The sequence below is a fragment of the Pseudoxanthomonas sp. CF385 genome, from assembly GCF_900104255.1.
Lineage (GTDB): Bacteria > Pseudomonadota > Gammaproteobacteria > Xanthomonadales > Xanthomonadaceae > Pseudoxanthomonas_A.
Genome location: NZ_FNKZ01000002.1, coordinates 484,500 through 506,904, shown reverse-complemented (window position 1 = coordinate 506,904; position 22,405 = coordinate 484,500). Strand labels below are relative to the sequence as shown.

Annotated in this window: 18 protein-coding genes and 1 tRNA gene; 12 read left to right on the top strand and 7 right to left on the bottom strand. The window is 67.0% G+C overall.

The genetic code is table 11. The features are described 5' to 3' along the window. Positions 1–8: 8 nt before the first annotated feature. The 8 genes from rplT (at position 9) to BLT45_RS12510 (ending at position 6,489) form a co-directional block, all read left to right on the top strand. Positions 9–368: a 50S ribosomal protein L20 gene (rplT, locus tag BLT45_RS12545; RefSeq protein ID WP_093300456.1), complete on the top strand. Its 360-nt coding sequence runs from the start codon at positions 9–11 to the stop codon at positions 366–368. A 121-nt stretch (positions 369–489) separates the two neighbouring features. After that, positions 490–1,485 (top strand): phenylalanine--tRNA ligase subunit alpha, encoded by a 996-nt coding sequence (pheS, locus tag BLT45_RS12540; protein ID WP_093300454.1) that lies wholly within the window; start codon positions 490–492, stop codon positions 1,483–1,485. An 85-nt stretch (positions 1,486–1,570) separates the two neighbouring features. Continuing rightward, positions 1,571–3,958, top strand: a complete 2,388-nt coding sequence (gene pheT, locus BLT45_RS12535; protein WP_093300451.1) for a phenylalanine--tRNA ligase subunit beta — start codon at positions 1,571–1,573, stop codon at positions 3,956–3,958. A gap of 56 nt (positions 3,959–4,014) precedes the next feature. Beyond that, complete coding sequence (locus tag BLT45_RS12530) at positions 4,015–4,314, top strand: integration host factor subunit alpha (protein WP_055936063.1); 300 nt, start codon at positions 4,015–4,017, stop codon at positions 4,312–4,314. Then, the gene (locus BLT45_RS12525) at positions 4,295–4,651 is read left to right on the top strand and encodes a MerR family transcriptional regulator (RefSeq protein ID WP_093300448.1); all 357 of its coding nucleotides are present in this window, start codon (positions 4,295–4,297) and stop codon (positions 4,649–4,651) included. Before BLT45_RS12530 ends, BLT45_RS12525 begins: the two co-directional genes overlap by 20 nt. Before the next feature lie 73 nt (positions 4,652–4,724). Beyond that, a tRNA-Pro gene (locus BLT45_RS12520) sits at positions 4,725–4,801 on the top strand. A gap of 91 nt (positions 4,802–4,892) precedes the next feature. After that, positions 4,893–5,363 (top strand): cupin domain-containing protein, encoded by a 471-nt coding sequence (locus BLT45_RS12515; protein WP_093300445.1) that lies wholly within the window; start codon positions 4,893–4,895, stop codon positions 5,361–5,363. An 88-nt stretch (positions 5,364–5,451) separates the two neighbouring features. Next, the gene (locus BLT45_RS12510; protein ID WP_093300442.1) at positions 5,452–6,489 is read left to right on the top strand and encodes a TraB/GumN family protein; all 1,038 of its coding nucleotides are present in this window, start codon (positions 5,452–5,454) and stop codon (positions 6,487–6,489) included. 13 nt (positions 6,490–6,502) lie between these two features. On the opposite strand, the gene dxs is transcribed toward BLT45_RS12510, so the two are convergent. From dxs to BLT45_RS12485, 5 genes are all read right to left on the bottom strand, one after another. Beyond that, complete coding sequence (gene dxs / locus BLT45_RS12505; protein WP_093300439.1) at positions 6,503–8,410, bottom strand: 1-deoxy-D-xylulose-5-phosphate synthase; 1,908 nt, start codon at positions 8,408–8,410, stop codon at positions 6,503–6,505. Positions 8,411–8,557: 147 nt separating this feature from the next. Then, complete coding sequence (locus BLT45_RS12500) at positions 8,558–9,211, bottom strand: HNH endonuclease (RefSeq protein ID WP_093300436.1); 654 nt, start codon at positions 9,209–9,211, stop codon at positions 8,558–8,560. A 97-nt stretch (positions 9,212–9,308) separates the two neighbouring features. Continuing rightward, complete coding sequence (locus tag BLT45_RS12495; protein ID WP_093300433.1) at positions 9,309–11,102, bottom strand: acyl-CoA dehydrogenase C-terminal domain-containing protein; 1,794 nt, start codon at positions 11,100–11,102, stop codon at positions 9,309–9,311. Between the two features lie 39 nt (positions 11,103–11,141). Continuing rightward, a complete protein-coding gene (locus tag BLT45_RS12490) occupies positions 11,142–11,615 on the bottom strand; it encodes an LEA/WHy family protein (RefSeq protein ID WP_175455878.1) in 474 nt (157 codons plus the stop codon). A gap of 86 nt (positions 11,616–11,701) precedes the next feature. Beyond that, positions 11,702–13,153 (bottom strand): glycoside hydrolase family 30 protein, encoded by a 1,452-nt coding sequence (locus tag BLT45_RS12485; RefSeq protein WP_093300427.1) that lies wholly within the window; start codon positions 13,151–13,153, stop codon positions 11,702–11,704. Between the two features lie 219 nt (positions 13,154–13,372). Between BLT45_RS12485 and BLT45_RS12480 the strand changes: the two genes are divergently transcribed. The 3 genes from BLT45_RS12480 (at position 13,373) to BLT45_RS12470 (ending at position 20,421) form a co-directional block, all read left to right on the top strand. Then, the gene (locus BLT45_RS12480; RefSeq protein ID WP_093300424.1) at positions 13,373–16,162 is read left to right on the top strand and encodes a TonB-dependent receptor; all 2,790 of its coding nucleotides are present in this window, start codon (positions 13,373–13,375) and stop codon (positions 16,160–16,162) included. A gap of 132 nt (positions 16,163–16,294) precedes the next feature. Further along, positions 16,295–18,835 (top strand): glycoside hydrolase family 3 protein, encoded by a 2,541-nt coding sequence (locus tag BLT45_RS12475; protein ID WP_254771880.1) that lies wholly within the window; start codon positions 16,295–16,297, stop codon positions 18,833–18,835. A 122-nt stretch (positions 18,836–18,957) separates the two neighbouring features. Then, a complete protein-coding gene (locus BLT45_RS12470; RefSeq protein WP_093300418.1) occupies positions 18,958–20,421 on the top strand; it encodes an MFS transporter in 1,464 nt (487 codons plus the stop codon). 78 nt (positions 20,422–20,499) lie between these two features. Here BLT45_RS12470 and BLT45_RS12465 read toward each other — a convergent pair whose 3' ends face one another. Next, positions 20,500–20,820, bottom strand: coding sequence for a hypothetical protein (locus BLT45_RS12465; protein ID WP_139188013.1), 321 nt, complete (start codon positions 20,818–20,820; stop codon positions 20,500–20,502). A gap of 197 nt (positions 20,821–21,017) precedes the next feature. Here BLT45_RS12465 and BLT45_RS12460 point away from each other — a divergent pair, with 197 nt between their 5' ends. Next, a complete protein-coding gene (locus BLT45_RS12460; RefSeq protein WP_175455842.1) occupies positions 21,018–21,524 on the top strand; it encodes a Rid family hydrolase in 507 nt (168 codons plus the stop codon). Between the two features lie 224 nt (positions 21,525–21,748). Here the strand turns inward: BLT45_RS12460 and BLT45_RS18170 are convergent, their stop codons facing one another. Next, positions 21,749–22,282: a hypothetical protein gene (locus tag BLT45_RS18170; protein WP_139188012.1), complete on the bottom strand. Its 534-nt coding sequence runs from the start codon at positions 22,280–22,282 to the stop codon at positions 21,749–21,751. Between the last annotated feature and the right edge of the window lie 123 nt (positions 22,283–22,405).

The window sequence follows — 22,405 nt, the reverse complement described above, 5'->3', positions numbered from 1 at the left end:
ACTGAGACATGGCACGAGTTAAGCGTGGCGTGATGGCGCGTCGCCGTCACAAGAAAGTCCTCAACCTGGCGAAGGGCTACTACAACGCCCGCCGCAAGGTGTTCCGCGTCGCCAAGCAGGCGGTCATCAAGGCGCAGCAGTACGCCTACATCGGCCGCAAGCAGAAGAAGCGCAACTTCCGTTCGCTGTGGATCACCCGCATCAATGCGGCGGCCCGCATCAATGGCCTGAGCTACAGCCGCTTCATGAACGGCCTGCTGAAGGCTGGCATCACCCTGGACCGCAAGGTGCTGGCGGACATCGCCGTGCACGACGCGGCCGGTTTTGCGGCCCTGGCTGAAAAGGCGAAGGGCGCACTCGCGGCGTAAGCCGCGTCTCCACCGTAAAGCACCCCGGCAGTCCATCGCCGGGAACACGTGGGGAAGGGCGCGAGTCCTTCCCCATTGTTTTTTGCGGCGCCGGCGCGGGCCGCGGCAATCAGGATCTTCCATGAGCGAAATCGAGGCCCTGTCCACGCAAGCCCTGTCCGACATCGCAGCGGCGCAGTCGCCGGATGCCGTTGAACAGCTGCGTGTCGCCCTCCTCGGCAAGAGCGGCAGCGTCACCACGCAGCTGAAGCAGTTGGGTGCGCTGCCCGCCGACCAGCGCAAGGCGGCCGGCGAGGCGATCAATCGCGCACGCGATGCCATCGGCGACGCGCTGTCTGCCCGCAAGTCGGTCCTGGAAGATGCCGCGCTCGACGCGCGCCTGGCGCATGAAACCATCGACGTCACGCTGCCGGGTCGCCATGGCGCACGCGGCGGCCTGCATCCGATCAGCCGCACCCTGGAACGCATCGCCGACATCTTCGGCCGCCTGGGTTACGAACTGGCAGACGGCCCCGAGATCGAAGACGACTGGCACAACTTCGAGGCGCTGAACTTCCCGCCGCACCATCCGGCGCGCGCCATGCACGACACGTTCTACTTCGGCGACGGCCGCCTGCTGCGCACGCATACCTCGGGCGTGCAGGTGCGCTACATGGATGCCCATCAGCCGCCGCTGCGCATGATCGCGGCGGGCAAGGTCTACCGTAGCGACAGCGACCAGACGCATTCGCCGATGTTCCACCAGGTCGAAGGCCTGCTGGTGGACGAGCATTCCACGTTCGCCGATCTCAAGGGCACGCTGGCCGAGTTCGTGCGCGCCTTCTTCGAGCGCGACTTCGAGATGCGCTTCCGCCCGAGCTACTTCCCGTTCGTCGAGCCAGGCGCGGAAGTCGACATCGCCTGGCAGCAGCCGGACGGCAGTACGCGCTGGCTGGAAGTGCTGGGCTGCGGCATGGTGCACCCGAACGTGTTGCGCAACTGCGGCATCGATCCGGAACGCTACACCGGCTTTGCCTTCGGCCTGGGCGTGGAGCGCTTCGCGATGCTGCGCTACGGCGTCAACGACCTGCGCGCGTTCTTCGAGAACGATGTGCGGTTCCTGCGCCAGTTCGCGTAACCGTTCGCGCCGCTGCGGTTCCGGCAACCTCGACACCTGACACACGATGACGGCGGGCCATGGCCCGCCCTACGGATCACGAACGATGAAGTTCTCTGAAAACTGGTTGCGCAGCCACGTCCCCACCCAGGCCACCCGCGATGAGTTGGCGGCTACGCTGACCGCGATCGGCCTGGAAGTCGAAGACGTCACCGCGTTGGGCGATGGCCTGGCGAACGTGGTGGTCGCCCGCATCGTCGAATGCGCCAAGCACCCCGAAGCCGATCGTCTGCAGGTCTGCCAGGTGGATGCCGGGCAGGGCGGGCTGCTGCAGATCGTCTGCGGTGCGCCGAATGCACGCCCGGGCCTGCTGGCGCCGCTGGCGATGGTGGGCGCGAACGTGGGCGGCATCGCGATCAAGGCAGCCAAACTGCGCGGCGTGGAGTCGAACGGCATGCTGTGCTCGGCCAAGGAGCTCGGCATCGACGCCGATGCGTCCGGCCTGCTCGAACTGCCTGCCGATGCGCCGGTGGGCCTGGCGGTCGCCGAGTACCTCGGCCTGCCCGATGCCAGCATCGAGATCAAGCTGACGCCGAACCGCGCCGACTGCTTCAGCGTGCGCGGCATCGCCTATGACGTCGCGGCGTCGCTCGGCAGCGAAGTGAAGGCGCTGGACGCCGCGCCCGTGCCGGCGCAGAGCCCGAAGACCCTGGAGATCGCGCTGGAGGCCGGCGCGAAGGTGCCGCGCTTCGCCGGCCGTGTCATCGAGGGCGTCAACGCGCAGGCGGCGACGCCCGTCTGGATGGCCGAACGCTTGCGTCGCAGCGGCGTGCGCCCGATCAGCTTCCTCGTGGACGTCACCCAGTACGTGATGCTCGAACTCGGACAGCCGATGCACGCGTTCGATCGCGACACGCTGACCGCGCCGGTCGTCGTGCGTCCGGCGCGCGCGGGCGAGCAGGCCGCGCTGCTGGACGGCCGCACCGTCGCGCTGGACGAGGACTTCCTCGTGGTATCCGACAGCCGCGAGGGGCGCGCCTCGCGCGCCGTCGCGCTGGGCGGCATCATGGGCGGCCTCGACACCCGTGTGACCGACGCGACGACGAACGTCTTCCTCGAAGCCGCGCACTGGATCCCGTCGGCCATCATCGGCCGCAGCCGCAAGCTGGGCCTGCACACCGATGCCGGCCATCGTTTCGAGCGCGGCGTCGATCCCGAACTGCCGCGCCTGGCCGTCGAATACGCGACCCGCCTGATCCTTGATGTCGCCGGCGGTACGCCCGGCCCGACGACGGTGGTCGAGCATGCCGAGCACCTCCCGGCACCGACCGCGATCCGCCTGCGTCGCGCGCGCATCGCCCGCGTGCTGGGCGTGGAGATCGCGGATGCCGAGATCGAACGCATCCTGCGTGCGTTGGGCCTGCAGGCGGCAGCGGTGGCCGAGGGCTGGAGCGTGGTGGCGCCGACGCGCCGCTTCGACATCGCGATCGAAGAAGACCTGATCGAAGAGCTCGCCCGCATCCACGGCTACGACCGCGTGCCCACTACGCTGCCCGGTGGCGCGACCCGCATCGCCTCGCCCAGCGAGACGCGCGTGGAGGCAGGCGTCGTGCGTCGCCAACTGGCCGCACGCGATTACTTGGAAACCGTGAACTTCGCCTTCGTCGATGCGCAGTGGCTGGCGCACTGGCAGATGGCGGAGGGCGCCGTGCCGCTGGCGAACCCGCTCAGCGCCGAACTGGCCGTGATGCGGACGGCACTGCTGCCCGGCGTCGTGGCCACCCTGCAACGCAATGCTGCCCGCCAGGCCGGTCGCGTCCGTCTGTTTGAGATCGGCAACGTGTTCGCGGCCGTGGCCGGCGACGCCCCGCGCGAGACCGTCCGCCTTGCGGCTGCGGTCGTCGGCGATGCCAGCGCCGAACAGTGGGGCCAGCCGGCCCGCAAGGTGGATTTCCATGATCTGAAGGGCGACCTGGAAAGCGTCGCCGCCTTGTCCGGCGCCGTCCTGGAATACCGGCCTTCCCGCGCGCCTCACGGGCACCCGGGCCGTTCGGCCGACGTATACCGCGATGGAGAGCAGATCGGCTGGATCGGCCAACTGCATCCGCGCCTGCAGCGCGCCCTCGACCTCGACACCGAGGTGGTGGCGTTCGAACTGGACCTGGCGCCGCTCAGCGCCCGCGCGCTGTCGCGCGCCGGCGAGCTGTCCCGGTATCCGTCCGTCCGCCGGGACCTCGCGTTCGTCGTCGCCGACGCGGTGCCGTGGGCGGCCATCGCGTCCACCGTGCGCACCGCCGCGGGCCCGCTGCTGCGGGACATCCTCCTGTTCGACCGGTACGTCGGGCAGGGGGTCGAATCGGGTCAAAAGAGTCTCGCTATGGGCTTGATTTTGCAGGACAACTCACGCACTCTGACCGACCGCGACGTGGAGCAGGTAGTGGCCGCGGTGGTGGCCGCGATCGGCGAGGCGCATGGCGCCCGGATCCGCGGATGAACGGTTGGAAGGCAGTGGCAAGGCCGGCGACGGCCGCAACGGGGAAGCAGTAATCCATGGCGTTGACGAAGGCGGAGATGGCCGAGCGTCTCTTTGACGAGGTCGGTCTGAACAAGCGCGAGGCGAAGGAATTCGTCGACGCCTACTTCGACGTCCTGCGCGAGGCCCTGGAGCAGGGCCGCCAGGTGAAGCTGTCGGGTTTCGGCAACTTCGACCTGCGCCGCAAGAACCAGCGCCCCGGCCGCAACCCGAAGACCGGCGAGGAAATCCCGATCTCGGCCCGGACCGTCGTGACGTTCCGGCCGGGCCAGAAACTCAAGGAGCGGGTGGAAACGTATGCTGGATCCGGGCAGTAACCGCGAGCTTCCGCCGATCCCGGCGAAGCGCTACTTCACCATCGGTGAGGTCAGCGAACTCTGCGACGTGAAGCCGCACGTGCTGCGTTACTGGGAGACCGAGTTCCCCAGCCTGGAACCGGCCAAGCGCCGTGGCAACCGCCGCTACTACCAGCGCCACGACGTGCTGATGGTGCGCCAGATCCGCAGCCTGCTATACGAACAGGGGTACACCATCGGCGGCGCCCGACTGCGCCTGGAAGGCGATGGTGCGAAGCAGGAAGCCGCGCTGAGCCACCAGATCGTGCGCCAGGTGCGCATGGAGCTGGAAGAAATCCTGCAACTGTTGCGCCGCTGAGCGCGTCGCCCGCGCCTAGGAATGGGCGCGCCAATGCCGGTATAATCGACCGCCGCCTCACGGCGGACCCATCCGGGGTATAGCGCAGCCTGGTAGCGCACTTGTCTGGGGGACAAGTGGTCGTCGGTTCAAATCCGGCTACCCCGACCAATTCGCGGCATCTGTCGCACGAAAGCCCGCCTCGCGGGCTTTTTTGTTTCTTTCACGCGACAAATGCAAAGGCGCTGGTTAGGATCGCGCCATGCCGACACGCGCCGACGACCTTATCCAGACGATGCAGCTGATGCCGCACCCGGAAGGGGGCTATTTCCGCCGCATCTACGAATCGGCCAAGCGCACCGAGGTGAACGGCATCGAGCGGCCCACGCTCACGGCGATCAAGTTCCTGCTGCCGGCGGGGGTGACCAGCCGTTGGCACCGCGTCGACGCCACCGAGGTCTGGGACTGGAGCGAAGGCGCGGCGATGGAACTGTCGCTGTTCGATCCCGAGCAACGCACGCTGACCCGGGTCCAGCTCGACACGTCGGCCCGCGGCGGGCAGTCCAACCAGGTCGTGCCCGCGGGCATCTGGCAGAGCGCCCGTTCGCTGGGCGACTACACGCTGGTCGACTGCTCGGTTTCGCCGGGTTTTTCCTGGAAGGGGTTCGAGCTGATGCAGGCCGGCAGCGAAGTCGCCCGCCACCTGCTCGATGCGGGCGGCCGGGTCGCCTGAACGAATCCCCCAGGCGCGTTGTACCGACGCACCTCACATGCAATATCCACGGGCACACTCTCGGCTTCTTCCGCAGGGAGTCGCCTGGATGCGTGTGCCGCTTTACGGAATGTTGTGCCTGTCGCTGCTGATCGTGCATCACGCCGGCGCCCAGGAAGCCGCACCGCTGCCGGAGACGGCGGTCGTAGCGGACGAAGAAGGTGTGATCGAAATGGACGCCGTGGTCGTCGCCGGCGTGCAGCCCGGCCCCGGCCTGTGGAAGGTGCGCCATGGCGACCACCTGATGTACGTCCTGGGCACGCAGTCGCCGCTGCCAAAGAACATGACGTGGCGATCCGACGAAGTCACCCAGGCGCTGCAACTGGCGGATGAAGTGCTGGGCTCGCCCGGCATTACCGTCAATGCGGACGTCGGCTTCTTCCGCGGGCTGACCATGCTGCCGTCGGCCCTGAAAGCCGCGAAGAACCCGGATGGGGAGAAGCTCGAAGACGTACTGCCTGCCGATCTTTATGCGCGTTGGTCGGTGCTCAAGCAGCGCTACCTCGGGCGCGACGGTGGCATCGAGAAGAAGCGGCCGTTGATCGCGGTGTACGAGCTCTACGGCAAGGCGCTCTCCAAGAGCGGATTGCAGGGTGCCGGGAGCGTGATCAACCCTGTGGTCGACGATGTGCTGAAGGCGCGCGGGATGAAGCGCACGCCCACACAGCTCAAGATCATGCTCGACGATCCGCGTGGCGCCCTGGCCGATTTCCGCAAGGAAGGATTGAAGCCGCAGGATCTGGAGTGCTTCCGCAAGACACTGGACCTGATCGAGAACGAGCTGCCGCAATCCACCGCCAGCGCGCGTGCGTGGGCGGTAGGCGACTGGGCGGCGATCCGCAACACCGCGCGCGCCGACGAGCGCGCCGCCTGCAGCTCGGCATGGTTCGATACCGACACGGCGCGCAAGCACGGCGTGCGCGACATCGAGGCCCGCGTACGCGCGCAGTGGCTGGATATCGCGGAGGCTTCCCTGCGCAAGAACCGCATCACCTTCGCCACGATATCCGTCTGGGACCTCGTCAGGCCCGACGGCTACCTGGCGGCACTGCAGGCCAAGGGGTACGAGGTGGAAGCGCCGGAGTGATCCGGCGCGCAGGTCAGCCTGCGGCGGTCTTCGGCGGCTGCGCCGGCGCGAGCTGCGGCCAGCGCTTGAGCACGCTGGCGCGGATCCCGGCGGCGTCGATACCGGCTTCGGCCAGCAGGTCCTCGCGGCTGGCGTGGTGCTGGAACTCGTCCGGCAAGCCCAGGTGCAACACGGGCAGCGAAAGGCTTTCGGCGTTGAGCAGCTCGGCGACGCCTGAGCCCGCACCGCCCATCACCACGTTGTCCTCGACGGTGACGAAGCCCTGGTGGGTCTTCGCGAGGTCCAGCACCAGACCTCGATCCAGCGGCTTCACGAAGCGCATGTTCACCACGGTCAGGCCCAGCTCGCGGCCGACCTGCTCGGCAGCGGCGACGGTCGAACCGAAGGCCAGGAGTGCGACGCGGCTGCCCTGCGCACGCACGTCGGCCTTGCCGATCGGCAGCGTGTCGAGGTTCTGTTCGAGCGGCACGCCGGGGCCGGTGCCGCGCGGGTAGCGCACGGCGGCCGGACCGTTGAAGTGATAGCCCGTGCTCAGCATCTGCCGGCATTCGTTCTCGTCGGCCGGCGCCATCACCACCATGTGCGGCACGCAGCGCAGGTAGCTCAGGTCCAGGTTGCCGGCATGCGTGGCGCCGTCGGGGCCGACCACGCCGCCGCGATCGATGGCGAACAGCACGTCCAGTTGCTGGATCGCGACGTCGTGCACCAGCTGGTCGTAACCGCGCTGCAGGAAGGTCGAGTAGATGGCCACCACTGGCTTGCTGCCCTCGCAGGCCATGCCCGCAGCCAGCGTCACCGCATGCTGTTCGGCGATGGCGACATCGAAGTAGCGGTCCGCATATTCCTTGCTGAAGCGCACGAGGCCCGAGCCCTCGCGCATCGCCGGGGTGATGCCCAGCAGCTTCGGTTCGGCGGCGGCCATGTCGCACAGCCAGTCGCTGAAGATGTCGGTGTAGGTGGGCTTCTTCGCGCCGCCCTTGCTGACCAGACCCTTCTCGGGATCGAACGGACCGACCGCGTGATAGCCGATCTGGTCGCCTTCGGCGAGTTCGTAGCCCTTGCCCTTTGTGGTCAGGATATGGAGCAGCTGCGGGCCCTTCAGTGTCTTCAACGTCTTCAGTGCGCCGACCAGCGCCTCGACATCGTGCCCGTCGATCGGCCCGGTGTAGTGGAAGCCCATCTGTTCGAACAGCGTGGACGGCACGAACATGCCCTTCCAGTGCTCTTCCCAGCGGCGCATGAAGCGGGCCGGTGGTTTCTTCTTGTCGCCCAGCAGTTTCTTGCCGCCCTCGCGCAACGCGTTGAGCGTGCGGCTGCTGCTCAGCCGGCCCAGCATCTTGGTCAGACCGCCGACGTTCTCGGAGATCGACATCTGGTTGTCGTTGAGGATCACCAGCAGGTTCGGCTCGGGCTCCATGCCGCCGGCATGGTTGAGCGCCTCGAAGGCCATGCCGGCCGTCATCGCGCCATCGCCGATCACCGCGACCACCTTGCGGTCGTCGCCCTGCTGGGCCAACGCGATGGCCATGCCCAGCGCGGCGGAGATCGAGGTGGACGAGTGCCCAACGCCGAACGTGTCGTACTCGCTTTCCTCTCGCTTCGGGAACGGCGCGACGCCGTCCTTCTGCTTGACCGTGTGAATGGTCTCGCGGCGGCCGGTGAGGATCTTGTGCGGATAGCACTGGTGGCCGACGTCCCACACGAGCCGGTCGTGCGGGGTCTCGAACAGGTAGTGCAGCGCCACGGTGAGCTCGATGACGCCGAGGCCGGCGCCGAAGTGGCCGCCGCTGCGGCCGACCGATTCGATCAGATAGCCGCGCAGTTCCTCGGCGATGGCGGGCAGTTCGGATTCGTCGAACTGGCGCAGGTCGGCCGGTATCTGGATCCGGGACAGGCGGGGGTAGCGGGCGGCGTCGATCATCGGGCTTGGATTGGTCTGGCCCGCTATTTTCCCCCTCTTGTGTGAAGCGGGGCAAGCAAAGGCGTGAAGCCGGCAGGGAGCCGGGCGCGCAGGTTCAGGAAACCGCGCAGGACCCTCGGCCGCGCTCGACGGCCCTCAAGGCCGGAATCACGCGGAAAGCTTGGACTTCTTCGGCAACTGGGCCTTCAGGAACGCCATCTGGTCGGCCAGGATGTTCCGGTTGGACAGGATCAGGTGCTCGATCCAGCTCGGCCGGTAGGGCACGGCCAGCAGGGGCATGTGGGCCTGTTGCGGCGTGCGGTTGCTCTTGCGCGAGTTGCAGTGGAAGCAGGCCGTCACCACGTTCTCCCACACGTCCCTGCCGCCCTTGGACAAGGGCAGCACGTGGTCGCGGGTGAGGTGGGGGCGCGAGAACTCGTGGCCGCAATACAGGCACAGATGCGCGTCACGCGCGAACAGCGCCGTATTGGTCAGCGTGGGGGTGGGCGAGAGCGCGTGCGCCCGCGCGTGGCCGCGGGAGGCCACGATGGGATGCAGCTCGATCAGGCTTTGCTCGCCCGTCAACCGGCTCACGCCGCCATGCACGTGCAGGCAGGGTTCGCCGAGCGTCCAGGCCACCGCACCACGCGCATACAGGCAGGTGGCATCCTGCCAGTTGATCCAGTCGAGCACGCGGCCATGCGCGTCGAGCGACAGCAGGCGGAGGGCGGCGGGGTGGGGACGCGGAGACGACGGGGGCGGGGCCGGTGTTTGCGGGAAACCGGCCTGGACCAGGTGAAGCTGAGCTCTGTCTGCTTCCATGGAGAAGCAGGTTATACCCAAATGTTGACGAAATGTGTATAGCGCGCCGCTTTTCGTCGGCGGAGCGCGCGGTGTGCGCTCCGCCGGTATGGCCACATCAGTCGCCGAAACGCGCGTCGTCCATCGCCATTAGCGTGTCCGCGCCGGATTCGATGGCGGCCGCATGCGCCAGCGTGCGCGGCAGGATGCGCGCGAAATAGAACCGCGCCGTCTCGCGCTTGGCCTGCTTGAACGCCTCGCCGTGCGCCGAGGCATCGGCCGCGGCCACGCTGCGCCCCCACCAGTACGCGAGCACCACGTAGCCGGCGTAGAACAGGTAGTCGGTGCTGGCCGCGCCGATTTCCTCCGGATTCGCCGCCGCGCGCTCCAGCACTTTCTTCGTCAATCCGGCCCACTCGGCCGCCTTCTGCTGCAGCGGATCGATGAACTCGCGCAGCGTGGCGTCATCCTTGTGCTGCTGGGCGAACGCGTGGACGTCGGCGAGGAACAGCTTCAGGCCGGCCGCCTGCGTCGCGGCGGTCTTGCGACCCATCAGGTCGAGCGCCTGGATGCCGGTGGTGCCTTCGTAGAGGGTCGTGATGCGCGCGTCGCGCGCCAGCTGCTCCATCCCGTGTTCGTGGATGTAGCCGTGGCCGCCGAAGCACTGCAGCGCGTGGTACGTGTTCTCGATGCCCCATTCGGTCTGGCACGCCTTCGAGATCGGGGTGAGGAAGCTCACCAGCGTGTCCGCGCGCGCGCGCTCGGCCGGGTCTTCCGCATGGTTCGCCACGTCGATCAGGCTGCCCGCGTGCAGGGCGAGCAGGCGGCTGCCCTCGATCAGCGACTTGATCGTCAGCAGCATGCGCCGCACGTCCGGGTGGACGATGATCGGGTCCGCCGGCTTGTCGGGGAATTTCGGGCCGCTCAGCGAGCGCGTCTGCAGGCGCTCGCGCGCATAACGCAGTGCGTTCTGGTACGCACGCTCGCTCAGGCCGATGCCCTGCAGGCCCACGCCCAAGCGCGCGGTGTTCATCATGGTGAACATCGCCTGCAGGCCCTTGTGCGGCTGGCCCACCAGATAACCCTGCGCGCCATCGAAGTTCATCACGCACGTCACCGACGCCTTGATGCCCATCTTGTGTTCGATCGAGCCGCAGGACAGCGCATTGCGCTCCCCGAGGGTGCCGTCCTTCGCGACCTTGAACTTCGGCGTGACGAACAGCGAGATGCCTTTCGGGCCCGGGGGAGCATCCGGCAGTTTCGCCAGCACCAGGTGCACGATGTTGTCGGTCAGGTCGTGCTCGCCGGCGGTGATGAAGATCTTGGTGCCGGTGATCGCATAGCTTCCATCGGCGTTCGGCTCGGCCTTGGTCTTCAGCAGGCCCAGATCGGTGCCGCAGTGCGGTTCGGTCAGGCACATCGTGCCGGTCCAGCGGCCTTCGACCAGCGGCTTCAGGAACACCTCCTGCTGCCAGGCCTCGCCGTGGTGCTTCAGCGCTTCCACCGCGCCGTGCGACAGCAGCGGGAAGTTGCCCCAGGCGAGGTTGCTGGCGTTGACCAGTTCGTTGAGCGGCACGCCCATGGTGTGCGGCAGGCCCTGGCCGCCGAAGTCCGGCGAGGCGGTCAGGCCGGTCCAGCCGCCTTCGACGAACTGCGCGTAAGCGGCCTTGAAGCCCGGCGGCGTGGTCACCGCGCCGGTCGCCTTGTCGAGCGTGCTGCCGATCTCGTCGCCGACGCTGTTGAGCGGGGCGAGCACGGTCTCGGAGAAGCGCGCGGCTTCATCGAGCACCGCATCGAGGATGTCGCGCGTGGCCTCGGGGTAACCGAGGCGCTGGAAGAGCGGCTCGACGCCCAGCACGTCGTACAGGGCGAAGCGGATATCGGTGAGGGGGGCTTTGTAGGACGCGCTCATGCAGGATCTCGGGATGCGGGAAGGGAATGGTCGTGCGGCTCAGCGCAGCACGCCGTCCAGGCCGGGTACGGGATTGAGGGTGTTGCGGGTATCGACGTCGAAGGTGCGGACTTTCGCCTCTTCGGGCGTCGCGTCGGCCGTGCCCTTCAGCGTGTAGGGCAGGGCACGCCGACCCGCGAGCGCATCGGCGACGACGATGCGCGCGGCGCTGGGAGGATTGAAGGGCACGCTCACCACGTCCGCCGACTCGGGGCCGACCGACAGCGCCGGGGTGGCCTGCAGCGTGCCGGCCGCCTGGTCGCCGACCTGCACCTCGACCTTCACGGTGTCGAAGCGCATCGGGATGCTGCTGTAGTTCTGCAGGCGCAATTCGACGACCCATTGGCCGTCCGCCTTCACCGTGAGCTGCTGCACGCTGACGGCGGGGTCGGACACGCGCCGGATCTTGCCGCTGCCGCACCCGGCCAACACAACCGAGGCCAGTACCAGGCCCAGCAGGGAAATACGACGCATCATGCCGCGGCTCCATCAGGGAAAGCGGCAGGATACTACGGCGTATGGCGGCCCGGATGACAGTCCGGGCGCACCCGCGGCACGGCTCAGTCGTGCTGCACTGCGTCAGGCTTCCAGACGAAGGTCGCCAGGCTGCGCGGCGGCAGCGTGTACGTGAAGCGGCGATCCCCCTGTCCGACCGAGAAGCGCCGGGCCTGCTTGGCCGCATTGGTCACCAGCAGCACCAGCGAGCCGTCATCGGCGTTGCGGAAGGCGACGTTGTCCAGGTCGCCACCGGATTCGGTGGAGGCGATCCGGTGCGCGCCGGGTCGTACGAACCGGCTGGCGTGGGCGAGCGCGTAGTACTCGTCGGTGCGGGTGATCGCACCCGTGCGCGAATCGATCGTGACGACCCCGCGGCAGGTGTGGCAGCCGCCGGCATACGGGCCGTTCTTCTCGTCCAGCGCCAGGTTCCAGAACAGTGCGCCACGCGCCCAGTTGCGCGCGCTGCGGATGATGATGTTCTTCGCCTGCAACGGGAGCCCGCCGCTGCGCACCGGTTCCCAGTCGCCACCCGAGCACTCGGTCATGTAGGCGTCCTTCTCGGGAAAGGCGTCGTGCACCGGCGACTGCGCCGCCACATCGCCGCCGTAGCAATGCCAGGCCACCGCGTCGACGTATTTGCCCGCAGCGGGATCGGACAGTACGCCGAGGGGTTCTTCCGGCTTGTCCCAGTTGTGGTCCCAGTCGAACAGCAGCGGGCCGTTGCCGCGCCGGGCGATCATCGGGCCCAGGTGGTCGCCGATCAGGCGCGCGCGCGCCGGCGCATTGAGGCGCATGCCCGGATAGTCCTTCGGCTCGTAGTCGGGCTCGTTCTGCACGGTCAGGGCGAAGATCGGCACGCCTTCGGCCGCGTAGGCGTCCACGTACTTCAGCAAATACCGCGAGAACGCATCGTAGTACTGCGGCAGCAACCGACCCTGGATCAGGCTGTTGCTGTCCTTCATCCAGCCGGGGGCGCTCCACGGAGACGCCATGATCTTCAACTGTGGATTGACGGCCAGCATCGCGCGCGCCACCGGGATCACGTCGCCGCGGTTCTCGTCGATGCTGAAGTGCTTCAGTTCGGGGTCCGGCTTGCCGTCCGGCGGGTCGTCGAGGCTGTAGTGATGGCGGGAGAAGTCGGATGCGCCGATGGTCAGGCGCGAAAAGCTAAGGCCCAGCCCATCGCCTTCACGACCGAACAGCTCCTTCAGCAAGGCATCGCGCTGATCGGCGTCCAGCTTGTTCTGGATCAGCCACGCCGACGAATCGGTCAGCGATGCGCCGAAACCGACCATCTCCTGGAAGCGCTGCGCATCGTCGACCGCGATCGACAGCTTCGCCGCCTTCTCGTTGCCGAAACGCGCGGTGGTCGACGGCTTCAGTGCGGTGGCGTGGTCGGCGGTGGTGATCCAGACGGATACGTCCTGCGCATGGGCGGGCACGCCAACCGTCGCCGCGAGCGCGGCGATGACGGTGGCCAGCAACGTGCGTTGCCGAGAAAAAGGTCGCGTCATGGTAAAGGCCTCCCGTGGTGCGGATGCGATGCGGCGAATTCCTCACGGAATCCGCGCTGGCGGGTGCTGCATTGCAGCGAAACTTTGAATGTGAATTGGCGCGTGTCGAGCAAATTCAATCCTGTGCGCGCGGCACTTCGAGACTTGTTAGGAATTTGTTGACACTGCATTTGAGCTTGTATATGACAGCGCTGTCAACAACGGTCGGAGAGGGACCCTATGCAGCACTCGAACCACACCGCGGGCGTGGCCCCGCGCGCGCCGCGCCGCGCACTGCGCAAGCAGCAGCTGGCCCTGGCCTGCTGCCTGGCCCTCGCACTGCCGATGGCCGCGCAGGCGCAACAGGCCGCTCAGGCATCGTCCTCCGACCAGACCGTCGAAACGCTGGACACGGTGAAGGTCACCGGCATCCGCGCCGCCATCGCGAGCGCCGTCGAAACCAAGAGCGAATCGACTTCGATCGTCGAAGCGATCTCCGCCGAAGACATCGGCAAGCTCCCCGACATCAGCATCGCGGACTCCATTTCGCGCCTGCCGGGCCTGACCATGCAGCGCCTCGACGGTCGCGGCCAGGTGATCCACATCCGCGGCATGTCCGAGCAGTTCGCCGGCACGCTGCTCAACGGCCGCGAGCAGGTCACCACGGGCGACAACCGCGGCGTCGAACTCGACCAGTACCCGGCTGAGCTGATCAATGGCGTCACCGTGTACAAGACGCCGGACGCCTCGCTGATCGGGCAGGGCATCTCGGGCACGGTCGACCTGCAGTCGATCCGCCCGCTGTCGTTCGGCGAGCAGCGCATCGTGTTCACCGGCCAGGGCCAGGTGAACTCGTTCGACGAGCTGACCGAAGGCGGCAACAACAAGGGCTACCGCGTGTCGGCTTCGTACGTCGACCAGTTCGCCAACGACACGGTGGGCTTCGCGATCGGCGTGGCGCGGATGGATGCGCCCTTCCAGGAGAAGCACTACAAGTCGTGGTGGTGGGCCAACACCGACATGTGGGGCGCGCCGCAGCCGGGCAAGCCGGCGGACGCGATCGCGCTGCAGGGGGCCGAGGCCTGGGTGAAGTCGCGCGACACCACGCGCGACGGCGTCATGGCGGTCCTGGAGTTCAAGCCGAACGACCGCTGGCACAGCGTGCTGGACGTGTACGCGTCGCGCTTCGACCAGGAAGAGTGGATGCGCGGCGCGATGTGGAGCAACGACCCCTGGTTCAACGGCGGGGCGGTCAGCTACAGCAACGTGAGCACGACGGATTACCACGGCACCCCGGTGGTCACCGGCGGCACGTTGAACGGCATCCAGCCGGCGATCCGCAACGACAACAACACCCGTGAGTCGCGCCTGTTCTCGGCCGGCTGGAACAACGAGTTCAAGCTCAACGAGACCTGGACGCTGACCAGCGACCTCAGCTACTCGCGCGCCAAGGTCGAGGATTCGAAGCTCGAAACCTATGCGGGCCGGTTGGGCGGCATCTCCGCCGACTTCCGCGCGCGCCTGTCCCCCGGTTACGGCTACTACGCGCTGCCGGACATGGCGGACCCTTCCGCCGTGTACCTGCGCGATCCGCAGAGCTGGGGCCATGACGGTCGCCTGGAGGACAGCCACCAGAAGGACGAGATGAAGGCGTTCCGCCTGGCGGTGAACCACGTCATCGAGTCCTCCGACTTCCTGCGCAGCTGGGATGCCGGCGTCCACGTCAGCAAGCGCACCAAGGAGAAGAGCGCGGAGGTCTACTTCGCCGACCTGCCCGGACGCACGCCGACGCTGATCGATCCGTCGCTGCTGTCCACGCCCACGGATCTCGGATTCGCCGGCATGGGCCGCGTCATCACCTACGATCCCCGCGCGCTGCTGTCCCGCTACTACGACGTGTACATCAGCGAGTCCAACGACGACCTGCAGAAGGACGCGATCACCGATGAGGACGTGAAGACGTTCTACTTCAAGGCCAACCTCGACATGGACCTGACCGACACGGTCCGCCTGCGCGGCAATGCCGGCGTGCAGTACATCCGCACCGACCAGACGTCCGAGGGCGTCGTCATCCAGCAGAACGAGAACGGCCAGGAGCTCGTGGCCGGCACCGCGGGCGCGTCGTACGGCGACATCCTGCCCAGCCTCAACCTGGTGGCGGACTTCGGCAACGGGTGGAACCTGCGCTTCGGCGCGGCCCGCGAGATGATGCGCGCGCGGATCAACGACATGGGCGCGCGCGCCAGTGTCTACGTGCAGACCTCGCAGGGCGGCCCGTCCGAATGGCGTGGCAGCGGCGGCAACCCGGCGCTGGAGCCGTACCGGGCCAATGCCTACGATCTTTCGATCGAGAAATATTTCGGCGAAGCGAGCTATGTCGCGGTAGCGGCGTTCTACAAGGACATGGACTCCTACATCTACACGCGCGAGATCCCCTGGGACTTCTCCGGTTACGACTACGAGGGGCTCGAGCCGCCCGCGTCCAACATCGGCGTGTTCTCGACGCCGGCCAACGGCACCGGCGGCTACATGCGCGGCTACGAGTTCTCCACCGCACTGGGCGGCGAGCTGGTCCACGATGCGCTCGACGGTTTCGGCCTGCTGCTCAACGCGTCGTACACCGAGTCGTCCATCGATCCCGACGGTCCCGGCATCGGTTCGGGTACCGACACGTTCCCGGGCCTGTCCAAGATCGTCGCCAACGCGACGGTGTACTACGAGAAGCATGGTTTCTCCGCGCGCGTCAGCCAGCGCTTCCGCGATCCCTACCGCGGCGAGTACGGCTCGATCTTCAACCAGCGCACGTATCGCTACACGTTGAACGAGCGCACCATCGACCTCCAGCTGGGCTACGACTTCCCGGAATCCAGCTTCCTGTCGGACTTGTCCATCCTGTTCCAGGTCAACAACGTCAACAACGAACCCTTCCGCACGGAAGTCAGCTCCGGTACGCATCCGGACCTGTTCTTCCCCGAGGAGTACACCGAGTACGGCCGGCAGTACCTGCTCGGCTTCCGCTACAAGCTGTGACCGCGCGTCGCGATTGAACGCCGCAATACCTGACGGGATGCGGGGCCTGCCCCCGCGTCCCGTCGGATTTTTTGATGCGGCGCGGATCCTGTCGGGGATCGCGTGCGTGCCGCCATACAGAGGGAGATCCGAGTGAAGCCGATCCGAATGACCCTGCTGGGGGCCAGCCTGTTGGCCTGCCTGTCGTGTACCGGCAAGAAGGACGCCGAGACCCCACCCGTCGCCGCCGCCGAAGCATCGGCGGAGCTGAAGGACTGGCCGGCGCTGAAGAGCCGGTTCGCCCAGAACCCCGCCATCGAGGCGCGCGTGGCCGAGATCCTCGCCAGCATGACGCTGGAGCAGAAGGTCGGCCAGATGGTGCAGCCGGAGATCAAGGCGATCACGCCCGATGAGGTGCGCCAGTACTACATCGGCTCCGTGCTCAACGGCGGCGGTTCGTGGCCGGCGATGAACAAGCACGCGAAGGTCGAAGACTGGGTCAGGCTCGCCGACGCATACTACGATGCCTCGATGGGCACCGACGCCAAGATCCCCGTGCCGGTGATCTGGGGCACGGACGCCGTGCACGGACACAGCAACGTCCATGGCGCCACCATCTTCCCGCACAACATCGGCCTGGGCGCCGCGCACGACGTCGAACTGATCGAGCGCATCGCCGAGGCCACCGGCCAGTCCACCCGCGCCACCGGCGTGACCTGGACGTTCGCCCCGACCGTCGCCGTCGCCCAGAACGCGCGCTGGGGCCGCACTTACGAAAGCTACTCCTCGCAGCCCGCGTTGATTCGCGAGTACGCCGCCGCGTACGTCAAGGGCATGCAGGGCATGCTGGACAAGGACGGCAACGTCGTCGCCACCGCCAAGCACTTCATCGGCGATGGCGCCACCGACGGCGGCAAGGACCAGGGCAACGCCACCGTGACCCAGGCGCAGATGATCAACGTCCACGGGCAGGGCTACTACGGCGCCATCGAGGCCGGCGTGCAGACGGTGATGGCCTCGTTCAACAGCTGGAACGACGTCGCCGCCGGCAAGGACTACGGCAAGATGCACGGCACGCGCGACCTGCTGACCGTTGCGCTGAAGGACAAGATGGGCTTCGACGGCTTCGTCGTGTCCGACTGGAACGGCATCGGCCAGGTCACCGGTTGCACCGACGACAGCTGCGCGCAGGCCATCAACGCCGGCATCGACATGGTGATGGTGCCGGACAAGTGGAAGTCCTTCATCGCCAACACGATCGTCCAGGTGAAGTCGGGCGAGATCCCGCAGGCCCGCATCGACGATGCCGTCACCCGCATCCTTCGAGTGAAGCTGCGCGCCCGCCTGTGGGAGCACAAGCCTTCGGCCAGCCAGTTCGCCGGCAAGCCGGAATCGCTGGTGCATCGCGACCTGGCCCGCCGCGCCGCGCGCGAGTCGCTGGTGCTGCTGAAGAACGACGGCGGCGCGTTGCCGCTGAAGAAGGGCCAGCGCGTGCTGCTGGTCGGCAAGAGCGCCGACAGCATCTCCAACCAGACCGGCGGCTGGTCGCTGACCTGGCAGGGCACCGACAACACCAATGCCGACTTCCCGAATGCGGACAGCCTCGCCGCCGGCCTGCGCGAGCAGCTGGGCGATGCGAACGTGATCCTGCGGGACAGCGCCGAGGGTGCCGATCCGGCGAGTTACGACGTGATCGTCGCGGCGATCGGCGAAACGCCTTACGCCGAGACGAACGGCGACATCGTGCCTTCCGACACGATGGCCCACAGCCGTCGCCACCCCGAAGACCTGGCCACGCTCAAGGCCGCTGCGGCCACCGGCAAGCCGGTGATCACCGTGTTCCTGTCGGGTCGCGCGCTGTACGCCAACGACCTGATCAACCTGTCCGACAGCTTCGTGGCCGCATGGCTGCCGGGCACGGAAGGCAAGGGCGTCACCGACGTGCTGGTGGCAGGCGCGGATGGCAAGCCGGTGCACGACTTCCGCGGCAAACTGACGTTCCCGTGGCCGGCCGTGGCGTGCCCGAAGGCGGACGGCGCCCCGCAGTTCGCGCTGGACAGCGGCCTGCGCTACGGCGACGCGAAGCCGGTCGGCACGCTGCCCGAAGATGCGACGGCGAGCTGCGGCGAGGCGACGGTGCTGGGCATCTTCAAGCAGTCCGACATTGCGCCTTTCACCCTGCAGATGGCGGCAGGCAATGAAGAGAAGGCCGTGGGTTCGGACATGAATGCCGTCCAGCGCTGGCCGCAGGCGAAACCGGCGTTGCAGGTGGCGACGGTACAGGTCAATACGCAGCAGGATGCCAAGGAAGTGACCTGGCTGGCGCCGGCGCGCTTCTTCGCCCGCAATCCGTCGAAGAACAATCTAGCGGCGATGGCGACCGCGCGCGGCGTGGTGCAGTTCGACGTGGTGGTCAAGCAGGCGCCGACCAAGCCGGTGCAGTTCACCGTCGGCTGCGGCGCCCACTGCGGTGCGAGCCTCGACCTGACGGCGACGTTCTCCGGCGATGCCGTCGGCAAGAAGCAGACCGTCAAGGTCCCGCTGGCCTGCTTCGGCAAGCGGGGCGCCGACCTGACCGGCGTGGACACGCCTTTCAGCATCACCGCCGACGCACCGTTCGCCGCTGCCTTCACCAACATCGAGGTGGTGGCCGGTGCGGCCGACGGGGCGGACTTGGTGAGGTGCGCCCAGTGAATCCGGCACGCCCCGTGGCCTGCGCCACGGGGCGTCGCTGACGCAGTGCAAGTTGCAATCGTGCGCCGGCTCCGTAGGCTGGCCGTTCCGTCCGGATCCCATACCAGCAGGCATACCAATCCATGACCACCCAACCCACCCGATGGTCGCAATTCAGCGTGCTGATCACCGTGTTCTTCTTCTGGGGTTTCGTTGCCGCCAGTAACGGCATCCTGATCCCGGTGTTCAAGAAGGCGTTCGACCTGACGCAGGCGCAGAGCATGTACGTGGCGCTGGCGTTCTACGTGGCGTACACCGTGGGCTCGCTGATCTACGTCGCCATCTCGAAGACGATGGGGCAGGACGTGCTCAACAAGATCGGCTACAAGAACGGCATCTGCCTGGGTCTGGTGATTTCCGCCCTGGGTGCGCTGCTCTTCTATCCCGCCGCCAACACCGGCTCGTTCAACCTGATGCTGTCGGGCCTGTTCATCGTCGGCCTGGGCTTCTCGCTGCAGCAGATCGCGGCCAATCCGCTGGCCATCGTCATGGGCAACCCCCAGACCGGCGCGCAGCGGCTGACGCTCGCCGGCGGCATCAACAACTTCGGCACCACCATCGGCCCGCTGCTGGTCAGCGTGGCGATCTTCGGCAGCGTCACCACCGGCAATACCGAAGCCAGCATCGAAAGCGTCAAGACGCCGTACCTGGTGCTGGGCGCGGCCTTCATCCTGGTGGCGATCTTCCTCAAGTTCTCCTCGGTGCCCAACCACATCGACCTGGAGGAGCTGTCCGCGAGCGAAGCGCAGGACAGCAGCAAGCTGATCCACAAGAAGTCGGCGCTTTCGTACCCGCAGCTGGTGCTGGGCATGATCGCCATCTTCCTGTACGTCGGTGTCGAAGTCTCGACCATCGACAACCTGCCGGCCTACCTGGAGCTTCCGGTCGAGAAGGGCGGCCTGGGCATCGAGACGGCGATGATCGCGCCGTTCGTGTCGTTGTACTGGGCCAGCCTGATGATCGGTCGCTGGAGCGGCGCGGCGGGCGCCTTCGATGTCGGCACCAGCACCAAGAAGATGCTCGCCCTCATCCTGCCGTACGTCGCTTTCGGCGTGTTCCTGGCGGTCAACGCGATCACCGGCCACGATCCGTCGCAGTTCTTCGGCTACGCGCTCGTCATCGTGCTGATGATCCTGGCCACGCTGGCGAGCAAGGGCAACCCCGCGCGGATGCTGCTGTACTTCGCCATCTGCGGCATCGTCGCGCAGCTGATCGGCATGTTCACCACCGGCATGACCAGCGTCATCGCCTTCATCAGCGTGGGCCTGTTCTGCAGCACCATGTGGCCGTGCATCTTCGCGCTGGCCATCACCGGCCTGGGCAACAAGACCAACCAGGGCAGCAGCCTGCTGATCATGATGATCATGGGTGGCGGCATCGTCAGCTGGGCGCAGGGCGCGCTGGCCGACAAGGTCGGCATCCACTACAGCTTCATCGTCGGCGTGGCGTGCTTCGCCTACCTGGCGTTCTATGCCGTCGCCGCCACGCGCACGCTGCGCAAGCAGGGCATCGACCTGGACAAACTGGCCGCCGGCAGCGGCCACTGAGTGCGGTGCGCGCCGGAGAGAGGCCGGCGCGCATCCCCCAAGCCACCGGGCCACTCTCCGCCCGGTGGCTTTCTTTTTTCAGAGGGCGACGGCCAGCGGGAGGGTCTCGACGGCCCGCGGCACGGTCATGGCATCCGCGCGCTGACGATCGACATGCCGGCACAGCATGCCCGCGCGTTGCCGCGCCCACTGCGTCGCCCAGCCGATCGCGCGTTCCTCGCAGCGCACCGCCATTTCGAACGGCGCGATGTCGCCGGCCTGCACCCGCATGCGCAGCACGAGCCCGGCATCGAGCGCCCTGACTTCGGCGATCGGGACATCGTCCAGGCGCAGCTCGTAACCCGTGGGGCCGCGATGCCAGGCGAAGCGTTCGGGCAGGGCGTGCTGGGCGTTCTTCATCACGATGTCCAAGGGGCGGCTCCGGCGGAAGGCTGTACGGACCTTGCGGCAGGGGGCGTGCAGGCGGCGTCAAGCCTTCTGGCGCCCGGGATCCGCCTGCGCGGCAGGGGAATCCCGTCCGTGCAGCGTGACGGATGGGACATGGCGGGCACGCGGCGCGCGGCAAGACTCGCGCTTCCCCGCCCCGGAGCCCTGCCATGTCGCTGCGCCTGACCTGCCTGCTGCTGTCCCTCGCCGCGGTTCCCGCCCTCGCGCAGGAAGCGCCCACCCGCGAGCATTTCGCCAGTCCGGGCCACGAGGCGGCCTACCACGACTGGCACTACACGCCCGTGGTGAAGGTGGGCGACATGGTCATCGTGTCCGGTATCCCCGCGGCGGGCCCGGGCACCTATGAAGAGAAAGTGCGGCGCATGTTCGTCGCCCTGGGCAAGGAACTGGAACAGGCCGGCGCAACGTATGCCGACGTGGTCGAGCTGACCACCTTCCACACCGGGCCCACCGATCCGAAAAGTTTCCAGGACGAGTTCGCCCGCTTCGCCCCGATCCACCATCAATTCTTCCCCACGCATTACCCCGCATGGAGCGCGGTGGGCACGAGCGCGCTCTTGGCGCCGGGTGCGGTGGTGGAGATGCGCGCCGTGGCGATGATCGGATCGGGGCGTGCGCCGAAGGCGGATATTCCGGAGCCGCGTGCGACGAAATGAATGCGTCCGCGGGTGGATGATTGAGGCGACTTCGCAGGAAAAAACGCCTGCATTTCTACAGATTCTTCGAACACATAGTGGCGGTATAGGGGACCTCCGACACAGGCGCCGCAATCCCCATGTTCTGTCTATCGCCACCAACCGGCAGCGTTCCTGCCTGAAACAACTGGCGCTGTCGTAGCGTCCAGCCGCCGAGCTAACGCTGGCGGCTGGACGAGTTCGCACTACTGAGTGAGTGCCTTGAACGAGTTCTTGTCCGCCTCGCCGGGCGCCATGCTGCATACGGCAGCCATCTCGATTGCCGTGTTGACCTTCTTGTCGGTAGTCTGGGCAGCATCGAATGCCGTTGCGCCGCTAGTCAGCGCTGTTTTAACGGCAGCCAATCTGTTGGCGACAATCGCGGGCGCAAAACTCTGGTCAATTGAGGCCTGAAGAGCGTTCGTGGATCCAGATAAGCCGGACCACGCGGTGGCCGACGTGCCCTTGGCGATCGGGGAGATCACGGCACCAGCGAGAGTGCCGACAGCAGCGATACCGAGATTGGCTGAAGATCGCCGGTTTCCGAAGCGCTCGTAGTGATTGTGGACGTCCCGACAGTATGCGATCGCAGCGTGGTAATTGCGATGCGCTTCGGCATCCGTACATGGATAAGTCGCGCAGGCCGGATCCTTCCAAGGCCAAGTGACTTTCGGACCTCCCATCGATGCGCACCCGGTTGAAACAACTACGATGGCTGCCAAGAAAAGAAAGCGATACATAGAACCCCCGTTTCAGTTGGATGAAAGCTAGAGAATCCCAGTCGCAGGTTTGACGGCCGCTCTAGCCCAACTAAGCGGCCTCTACATTGAAGTTGTCGCATCTTCCCCTGCCGACTGGTCGGC